Annotated in this window: 8 protein-coding genes; 6 read left to right on the top strand and 2 right to left on the bottom strand. The window is 73.6% G+C overall.

Translation table 11 applies throughout. From position 1 onward, the window contains the following. The first annotated feature begins 48 nt into the window (after positions 1 to 48). Positions 49 to 1,113 (top strand): quercetin 2,3-dioxygenase, encoded by a 1,065-nt coding sequence (locus LCD33_RS17630; protein WP_224968836.1) that lies wholly within the window; start codon positions 49 to 51, stop codon positions 1,111 to 1,113. Between the two features lie 129 nt (positions 1,114 to 1,242). Next, complete coding sequence (locus tag LCD33_RS17625) at positions 1,243 to 3,132, top strand: NAD(P)/FAD-dependent oxidoreductase (protein WP_224963083.1); 1,890 nt, start codon at positions 1,243 to 1,245, stop codon at positions 3,130 to 3,132. Between the two features lie 58 nt (positions 3,133 to 3,190). Here the strand turns inward: LCD33_RS17625 and LCD33_RS17620 are convergent, their stop codons facing one another. Beyond that, a complete protein-coding gene (locus LCD33_RS17620; RefSeq protein WP_224978057.1) occupies positions 3,191 to 4,411 on the bottom strand; it encodes a helix-turn-helix domain-containing protein in 1,221 nt (406 codons plus the stop codon). Between the two features lie 179 nt (positions 4,412 to 4,590). Here LCD33_RS17620 and LCD33_RS17615 point away from each other — a divergent pair, with 179 nt between their 5' ends. Then, positions 4,591 to 4,917, top strand: coding sequence for a putative quinol monooxygenase (locus LCD33_RS17615; RefSeq protein ID WP_224963079.1), 327 nt, complete (start codon positions 4,591 to 4,593; stop codon positions 4,915 to 4,917). 273 nt (positions 4,918 to 5,190) lie between these two features. On the opposite strand, the gene LCD33_RS17610 is transcribed toward LCD33_RS17615, so the two are convergent. Then, positions 5,191 to 5,604, bottom strand: coding sequence for a CBS domain-containing protein (locus LCD33_RS17610; RefSeq protein ID WP_224968838.1), 414 nt, complete (start codon positions 5,602 to 5,604; stop codon positions 5,191 to 5,193). A 192-nt stretch (positions 5,605 to 5,796) separates the two neighbouring features. Between LCD33_RS17610 and LCD33_RS17605 the strand changes: the two genes are divergently transcribed. Genes LCD33_RS17605 through LCD33_RS17595 form a run of 3 tightly spaced genes read left to right on the top strand, consistent with a single transcriptional unit; the run spans position 5,797 to position 8,986 of the window. Continuing rightward, complete coding sequence (locus tag LCD33_RS17605) at positions 5,797 to 7,230, top strand: NDP-hexose 2,3-dehydratase family protein (protein WP_224978056.1); 1,434 nt, start codon at positions 5,797 to 5,799, stop codon at positions 7,228 to 7,230. Then, positions 7,227 to 8,210 carry a Gfo/Idh/MocA family protein gene (locus LCD33_RS17600; protein WP_224978055.1) on the top strand — a complete coding sequence of 328 codons (984 nt, stop codon included), beginning with the start codon at positions 7,227 to 7,229 and terminating at the stop codon, positions 8,208 to 8,210. The genes LCD33_RS17605 and LCD33_RS17600 overlap by 4 nt, the downstream gene beginning before the upstream one ends. Then, on the top strand, positions 8,210 to 8,986 hold the full coding sequence (locus LCD33_RS17595; protein WP_224978054.1) for an NAD(P)-dependent oxidoreductase: 777 nt from the start codon (positions 8,210 to 8,212) through the stop codon (positions 8,984 to 8,986). Before LCD33_RS17600 ends, LCD33_RS17595 begins: the two co-directional genes overlap by 1 nt. Positions 8,987 to 9,016: the final 30 nt, after the last annotated feature.

The raw sequence follows: 9,016 nt of genomic DNA, 5'->3' as shown, positions 1-9,016 counted from the left end.
CCCCACCGGCGTTCCCCTCGCCCGCCACCTGCTCCCCGGAGGACGACCATGACCCACGACGTCGAAGCGGTCCACGACCTCGCACCGGTCGTCGACCGGCTGCCCGGCGAACCCGTCCCCTACTACCTCGCGAGCGGGGAGGGGCGGCGCTACGAGCTGGACGGCGTGCTGTGGACCGTCATCGCCCGCGCCGCAGACACCGGCGGCCTGTTCGACGCCGCCTACGTCAGCGGCGGGCGCGGCGCGGAGGTGCCGTGGCACGCCCACGCCGTCGAGCAGCGCTCGTTCTACGTGTTCGACGGCAGCGTGCAGGTGTGGCTCGGCGAGCGCAGCCGCGTGCTCACCCGCGGCGACTCGCTGCACGTGCCGCCGGGGAGACCGCTGGCGCTCCGGATGCTGGCGCACGTGACCCGGCTGCTCACCTGGGCGGCGCCGGGCGGTTCGCTGGAGCTCGTGGAACGGCTCGGCACCCCGGTGCGGCGGCACGTGCACTCCGGCCGCACCGGGGCCACCACCTCGGCGCCGCAGCGGGCCGACGCGGGCGCCCCGCTCGGCATCACCTTCCCGGACGCGGCGCGGGCGGATGCGCTGGACGAGTGGGACGCGGAGCTGCCGCAGGGCGTGCGGCCGTACTTCCTGCGGCTCGGCGAGGGCGACCGCCGGGAGACCGGGGAGAGCCTGAACACCTACCTGACGCGCGGCGCGAACACCGGCGGCCGCTACTTCGCCATCGACACCCTCGGATCCCGGTCGGAGTACTTCGTCCGGCACTTCCACCGGCTGCACACCGAGAACTTCCTGTGCGTGTCGGGACGCGTCCGGCTGCACGTCAACGGCCGGGAGGTGCTGCTGACCGAAGGGGATTTCGTGCACGCCCCGGCGGGCACCATCCACACCTTCGCGTTCGAAGCGCACAACACCCGGATGCTCGGCATCCTCACCCCCGACGTGTTCGAACCGTTCTTCGACCTCACCGGCCGCCCCACCGATCTGCACGTGCATCCGGAGCTCCCGGCGGACCTCGCGGTGGACCCGGCGCGGCTGGCCGCGACCGACCTCGACCTCGTGGTCGTCGGACCGCCGCCGGAACGCGGGAGGACGATCGGCGGCTGATCCCGCATCCGGGGGAACCGCGGGGTGCAACGGGGTCGCAACCCTTCCGGGCGCGGTGGCGGTCGGGTTCGCTGAGTTCCGGACGCGCCGTCACCGGCGACGGCGCGCGCTGCTCCGGGAGGTCCGCCCATGTCCCAGACGCTCGGTGAGAACCAGACGACCCGCACTGCTTCGGAAACCCGGCCGGCGCGGCCGGACCAGGCGCGGTGGGAGACGCGGCCACCGGCGGAGAGGTCCGCCGCCCGCGCCCGCGCCGAGGACTGGCTCGCCGAGTTCGAGGCGGCGCTGGCGGCCGGCGACGCGGACCGCGCCGCCGGGCTGTTCGCCACCACCTCGTTCTGGCGCGACCTGGTCGCGTTCACCTGGAACCTCAAGACCGTGGAGGACCGGGACGGCGTCGCCGACCTGGTGCGCGCCACCGCCGAGACCACCGACGCCCGCGGTTTCCACCTCACCGCGGAACCGACCGAGGCCGACGGCGTGGTCGAGGCGTGGCTCGGGTTCGAGACGGCCGCGGGGCGCGGGAAAGGGCACCTGCGGCTCGTCGACGAGGGCGCGTGGACGCTGCTGACGACGCTGCACGAGCTGACCGGCCACGAGGAGCCGAGCGGGCACCGCCGCCCGAAGGGCGCCGAGCACGGCGTCGATCCGGACCGGACCACCTGGCAGGAGGCCAGGGACGCCGAGGCCGCCGAGCTCGGCCGCACCCGCCAGCCGTACGTGGTGGTGGTCGGCGGCGGGCAGGGCGGCATCGCGCTGGGCGCGCGGCTGCGCCAGCTCGGGGTGCCGCACGTGGTGCTCGACGCGCACGCCCGTCCCGGCGACCAGTGGCGCGGCCGGTACAAGTCGCTGTGCCTGCACGACCCGGTCTGGTACGACCACCTGCCGTACCTGGACTTCCCGCGGAACTGGCCGGTGTTCGCGCCCAAGGACAAGATCGCGGACTGGCTGGAGATGTACACCAAGGTCATGGAGATCAACTACTGGTCTTCGTCGACCTGCCGCTCCGCCTCCTACGACGAGCGCACCGGGGAGTGGACGGTGCTGGTGGACCGCGACGGCGAGCGGATCGAGCTGCGCCCGCGGCAGCTGGTGCTCGCCACCGGCGTGTCCGGCAAGCCGAACGTGCCCGAATTCCCCGGCCAGGACCGGTTCCGCGGCGAGCAGCACCACAGCTCGCGGCACCCCGGGCCGGACGCGTACCGGGGGAAGCGGGCCGTGGTGATCGGCTCCAACAACTCGGCGTTCGACATCTGCGGGGCGCTGTGGGAGGTCGGCGCCGACGTGACGATGGTGCAGCGCTCCTCCACGCACATCTCCAAGTCGGATTCGCTGATGGAGCTGTCGCTGGCGCCGCTCTACTCCGAGGAAGCGGTCGAAGCGGGCATCACCACCCAGCAGGCCGACCTGGTGTTCGCCTCCCAGCCGTACCGGATCATGGACCGGTTCCAGCGGCCCGCGTGCGACGCGATGCGGGAACGCGACGCCGACTTCTACGCGCGGCTGGAGGCCGCCGGGTTCCGGCACGACTTCGGCGACGACGATTCCGGGCTCTTCATGAAGTACCTGCGGCGCGGGTCCGGCTACTACATCGACGTCGGCGCGGCCGAACTCGTCGCGGACGGGCGGGTGGCGCTCGCGCACGGGCAGGTCGCGGAGCTCACCGAGGACGCGGTGCTGCTCGCCGACGGCACCGAGCTGCCCGCGGACCTCGTCGTCTACGCCACCGGGTACGGCTCGATGAACGGGTGGGCCGCGGACCTGATCAGCCAGGAGGTCGCGGACAAGGTCGGCAAGGTGTGGGGCCTCGGTTCCGACACCACCAAGGACCCGGGTCCGTGGGAGGGCGAGCAGCGCAACATGTGGAAACCCACGCAGCAGGAGGCGCTGTGGTTCCACGGCGGCAACCTGCACCAGTCCCGGCACTACTCTCTGTACCTGGCGTTGCAGCTCAAGGCGCGGGCCGAGGGGATCCCCACTCCCGTCTACGGGTTGCAGGAGGTGCACCACACCAGGTGAGTCCGGGCCGCTCCCGCGCTCGCACGACCGGGCGCGGGAGCGGTCCCCGCCCCCGGGATCACCGGGCGAGGCGGCGGACCCCCGGCGCGGTGGAGCGGGACAGCAGCGGCCCGGTGCGGTCCGGCGGCGCGACCTCCACGCCGGGGGCGATCCGGTACGGGCGGGCCAGCACGAGGCCGCCGAGGGACTTGCGCAGCCGGGACACCTCCGCGCGCACGGTCACCAGGTGGGTGCGGTCGCCGTAGAGCGCCTCGGACAGCTGCGCGGCCGAGAGCCCCGCCGGTCCCGCGTGCGCCAGCAGCACCAGCAGCTCCGCGTGCCGCACCGGCAGCGGGTGCACCCAGCTGCCGGTGCCCTCCACGACGGCGCGCGGCGGGGACGAACCGAGGTCCAGCGCGAGCCGCATCCGCGGCGCGGGTTCCGGGCGCAGCAGCCAGCCGCCCGGCACCGGTTCCGGCAGGCAGTGGCCGACGCCGTGCACCGCGACCGGCACCCCGGACCGCGGCGCCCCTACCCGGTCCGGCCCGGCCATGCCGGTGGCCGCGGCGACCCAGCCGTGCTCGTCCACCACCAGGCCCGGCCCGCGCAGACCGGCCAGCAGCGGCCCGGCCACCTGCCGCAGCGAGTCGAGCCCGCGCGCGTGCTCCCGGCGCAGACCCGCTTCCGCGACCTTCACCGCGGTGCCGACCAGCGCGACCGTCAACGGGTGCACGGTCTCCACCGGGCCGCTGACGTCCACGATGCCGAGCAGGTCCCCAGTGCGCGGGTCGTGCAGCGGAGCGGCGGTGCAGGTCCACACGTGGTGGGCGCGCAGGAAGTGCTCCGCGGCGAACATCTGCACCGCAGCGCCCTCGGCGAGCGCGGTGCCGATCGCGTTGCCGCCGACCACGTCCTCCGACCAGCGCGCGCCTTCGGCGAAGCCGATGCGGTCGGCGCGGTGCCGGACCAGGTTCGCGCCCTCGCGCCACAGCACCACGCCGTCGGCGTCGGTCACCACCATCACGTGCCGGGAGTCCTCGGCGACCGCGGTGAGCGCGGCCCGCAGCTCCGGCAGCACCGGCCGCAGCCCGCTGCGCTCGCGGCGGCGCTGCACCTCGGCCGCGTCCGCCGGATCGGGCGGGAACAGCAGGTCCGGGTCCACGCCCTGGGCGCGGGCGCGCCGCCACGAGCGGGCCACCAGCGCGCGCGGCTGCGCCGGGGCGCGCCCTCCGGAGAACAGGGCGTCGTGCACCTGCGCGAGCGTCCGGGCCCGTTCGCGCACCGATCGCGCGTCGTCCACCGCCACCTCCCGCCGCCGGGTGTGGCCCACACCATAACCACGCCGCACCCGGGGGACGGAAGACCGCGGCGGCTTATCAGCATGTGACAACGAGGGTTGGCGGGCGCGGTGCGCGCGGGCCACGATTCGGCCGCGCCGAATCCGGCGCGTCTCCACCGAACCCGCAGGGAGCCGAGCCAGTGATCTTCATCGTCGTCAAGTTCCACGTGCGGCCCGACCACGCCGACCAGTGGCTCTCGCTGGTCGACGAGTTCACCCGGGCGACCCGGAACGAGCCCGGCAACCTGTTCTTCGACTGGGCCCGCAGCGTCGACGACCCGAACGAGTTCGTGCTCACCGAAGGCTTCGCCTCGCAGGAGGCCGGCGTCGAGCACGTGCAGTCCGCGCACTTCCAGGCGGCGCTGGAACGCATGTCCGAGGCCATCTCCGCGACCCCGGACATCATCAACGTCGAGGTCCCCGGCGACGGCTGGTCCAAGATGGGCGAACTCGCCCCGAAGAACTGAGGACGCACCGAACGCCCGGGTGCGCCGGGGCGTTCGTCCGCGGAACGTCGCTGCCGGTTCTTGAGCCTGAACAGCGGCCCTCACCGGTCGGCGGCGGAGCCGGTGGCGAGTCCACCCGAGCAGCGGGACCACCCGCGGGTTCTCAGCGGTTCCCTCGCGAGGACAGCGATTTCTCCTGTGGCGGAGCCACCGGTGAAATCGATCCCGCAGCGAGGGAACCGCTGAGGTTCCGCCACCTGCCCCGCTCCGCAACAGGAGTGGAGCGGCATCTGGTCAGGTGGACAGGGTGTCGACCAGGTCTCCGACCTCGTGGTGCGGCAGGGCCTTGGCGACGTCGCCGAGCGAGACCATGCCGACGAGCCGCTGCCCGTCGATCACCGGCACCCGGCGCACTTGGTGGTCCTTCATCGTGGCGAGCACCTCCTCCGCGGAGTCGTCGGCGCCCGCGGTGATCGCCTCGGCCTGGTTCAGGTCCCCGGCGGGGAAGGTCCCGGCGTCGCGGCCCTTGCCGACCACCTTGACGACCAGGTCCCGGTCGGTGATCACTCCCTTGATCTTCTCGTCCGGGCCGCAGATGGGCAGCGCCCCGACGCCGAGGTCGGTCATCTTGCGCGCCGCGTCCGCGGCGGTCTGATCGGTGTTCACGCATTCGGCGCCCGCGGTCATGATCTCCCGTGCGGTCGTCATGGTGCTGCGCCTCCTCCCGTTCGGAAATCGCGATCAGCCCCCGGCTACCCGGCGAGCTCCGCGCGCAATCATCCGATCGTGGAACCGTCGGCCGGGCTTGGGGTTTCTCCTAATCTTTCCCGGGTAGGAATGGTCGCGACCCGGCCTGCCGCGCCAGCGGATCGCCGGCAGCACCGCCGTGAGGAGATCCCGATGGCGCCCTCCGCCGGAACGGGCTTGCTGCGCAAGCCGGACACGACCCTGCCGCACCGGTTGGCGCGCTCGGCGCGCGCCGAGCGGGACGCGCTGCACTCCACCGAGGAGCTGTTGGCCTGGGTGCGGGAGCGCGGCGCCGCGCAGCTGCACGACGTGCGGCGGATCCCGTTCGCGGAGCTGGACAAGTGGCGCTTCGACGACGCCACCGGCGACCTCGGGCACACCAGCGGCAAGTTCTTCAGCGTGCAGGGGTTGCGCGTGTCCAGCGACCACGGCCCGGTGCGCTCCTGGACGCAGCCGATCATCAACCAGCCGGAGATCGGCATCCTCGGCATCCTGCTGCGCGAGATCGACGGGGTGCTGCACTGCCTGATGCAGGCGAAGACCGAACCCGGCAACGTGAACGGGGTGCAGCTGTCCCCCACCGTGCAGGCCACCCGCAGCAACTACACGCGGGTGCACGAGGGCGGCGCGGTGCCGTACCTGGAGCACTTCCGCGAGGCCGCGGGTCAGCAGGTGCTCAGCGACGTGCTGCAGTCCGAGCAGGGCTCGTGGTTCTTCCGCAAGCGCAACCGGAACATGCTGGTGGAGGTGCGCGAACCGGTCGCGGAGCACGAGGACTTCCGCTGGGTGACGATCGGCCAGCTGCACCGGCTGCTGGCGGTGGACGACCTGGTGAACATGGACGCCCGCACCGTGCTGTCCTGCCTCCCCGGCGGGTTCGAGGGGTCCGAAGTGGACGGTTCGGATCTGGCGGGCGCGCTGGCGCGGTCCCGGGATCCGCGCTCGGGCACCTTGCACACCACCGCCGAGGTGCGCAGCTGGATCACCTCCCGGCAGGCCGAGCACCAGGTCCGGGCCTCGCTGATCCCGCTGCACGCGGTGCGCGGCTGGCGGCGCACCGACGCGGAGATCCGGCATGAGCTCGGCACCTTCTTCACCGTGCTGGCCGTGGACGTGCGCAGCAACAGCCGCGAGGTCGGCGGCTGGACCCAGCCGCTGCTGCACCCGCACGGAACCGGGGTGGTGGCGCTGCTGGTGAAGCGCGTCGACGGGGTGCTGCACGCGCTGCTGAACGCCCGCGTCGAACCCGGCTACCTGGACGTGGTGGAGCTGGCGCCGACCGTGCAGTGCACCCCCGAGAACTACGCCGGTCTCGGCGTCGACTACCGGCCGCCGCACCTGGACGTGGTGCTGGGCAGGCGGCCCGAGCAGGTGCTGTTCGACACCGAGCTGTCCGAGGAGGGCGGCCGGTTCTACCAGGCCCGCAACCGGTACCAGATCATCGAGGTGGACGCGGACTTCCCCGACTCGGACCTGCCGGACTTCCGGTGGCTGGCGCTGCACCAGCTGACCGGGCTGCTGGAGCACAGCCACTACGTGAACGTGCAGGCCCGCAGCCTCATCGCCTGCCTGCGGGGCCTGCGGTGAGCCGGCGGGTCCGGCTCGGCGTGCTGGGCTGCTCGGCGAACGCGCGGCGCCGCGCGCTGCCCGCCGCCGCCGAGATCCCCGAGCTGGAGATCACCGCGGTCGCCAGCAGGGACGCGGCGAAGGCCGCCGAGTTCGCGGACCGCTTCGGCGGCACCGCCACCACCGGCTACGCGGCGCTGCTGGACGATCCCGAGGTCGACGCCGTCTACCTGTCGCTGCCGACCGCGCTGCACCACGAGTGGACGCGGCGAGCGCTGCGCGCCGGGAAGCACGTGCTGTGCGAGAAACCGCTCACCGACCGCGCCGACCGCACCCGCGAGCTGACCGCGCTGGCGCGGCAGCGGAACCTGGTGCTGCGGGAGAACTTCGCGTTCCTGCACCACCCGCAGCACCGGACCGTCGCCGATCTCGTCGCGGACGGGCGGATCGGGGCGCTGCGCACGTTCACCGCGACCTTCGGCATCCCGCCGCTGCCGGATTCCGACATCCGCTACGACGCGGCGCTCGGCGGTGGCGCGCTGCTCGACGTCGGGGTCTACCCGATCCGGGCGGCGCAGCTGCTGCTCGGTCCGGGCCTGGCGCTGTCCGGGGCGGTGCTGCGCGTCGACGAGCGGCGCGGCGTGGACCTCGCCGGGCACGCGCTGCTGGTGTCGCCGGACGGCGTGTTCGCCGACCTGGAGTTCGGCTTCCAGCACGGTTACCGGTCCCGCTACGGGCTGTGGGGCGCCACGGGGGCGCTGGGCCTGGACCGCGCGTTCACCCCGCCCGCCGAGCACCGGCCGCTGCTGCGCGTCGACGAGCAGGACCACGCCGAGGAGTTCGTGCTCGCCGCCGCGCACCAGTTCCGCGACTCGATCGCCGCGTTCGCCCGCGCCGTGCTGGACCGCGCGCCGGACGAACCGGCGTGGCTGGACGCGGCCGAGGAGACCGCGCGGCTGGTGGAGCAGGTGCGGGCCGCCGCGGTGCGGGTGCCCGCCTGATGGAGGTCGTCGGCAGCGGTTTCCTCGCCCGGCACTGCACCGCGCGGCTCGGTGCGGCGCACCCGGAGGTGGTGCTGATCGCCGCCGGGGTGTCCACCACGTCCGCCGCGGACACCGCCGAATTCGACCGGGAGGCGGCGCTGGTCGGCGAGGTGCTGCGGCGCTGCCGGGCGGACGGGCGGACCGCGGTGTTCCTGTCCACGTCCTCGGCGGCGATCTACGGCTCCGACGGGACACCGGGGCGCGAGGACGGCCCGGTGTTCCCGCTGAACGCCTACGGCAGGCACAAGCTGGCGCTGGAACGCGTGTGCGAGCTCTCCGGCGCGCGGTTCCTGGTGCTGCGGCTGACCCACCTGGTCGGGGACGGGCAGCAACCGGCGCAGCTGCTGCCGTCGCTGGTGCGCGGCGTGCTGGACGGGGTGGTGACGGTGCATCCCGAGGCGCACCGCGACCTGCTGGACGTGCGGCACGTGCCGTCGGTGCTGGACGCGCTGTGCGCGGCGGGCGTGCGCGACGAGGTGGTGAACGTGGCCTCCGGGGTGCCGATCCCGGTGCCGGCCGTGGTGGCGGCGCTGCGGCGGCGGCTGGACGCCGACCCCGAGGTGCGGGCGCTGGCGCGCCCACCGCAGCTGACCCGGGTGGACCTGGCGAAGCTGCACCGGCTGGTGCCCGCGTTCGCCGAGCACGACTTCGGCCCCGGCTACCTGGACGACCTGCTGGACCGGTACCTGCACTCCTACCTACCGACGTCCACAGTGGACTTGCATTCCGGTTGATCGACGCCGATCCGGCGGAATTCGGGACGC

This window comes from Saccharopolyspora sp. 7B (assembly GCF_020177435.1).
GTDB classification, from domain to species: Bacteria; Actinomycetota; Actinomycetes; order Mycobacteriales; family Pseudonocardiaceae; genus Saccharopolyspora_C; species Saccharopolyspora_C gregorii.
The sequence above is the reverse complement of the archived record's forward strand: the minus strand, read 5'-3'. Positions and strand labels throughout refer to the sequence as shown.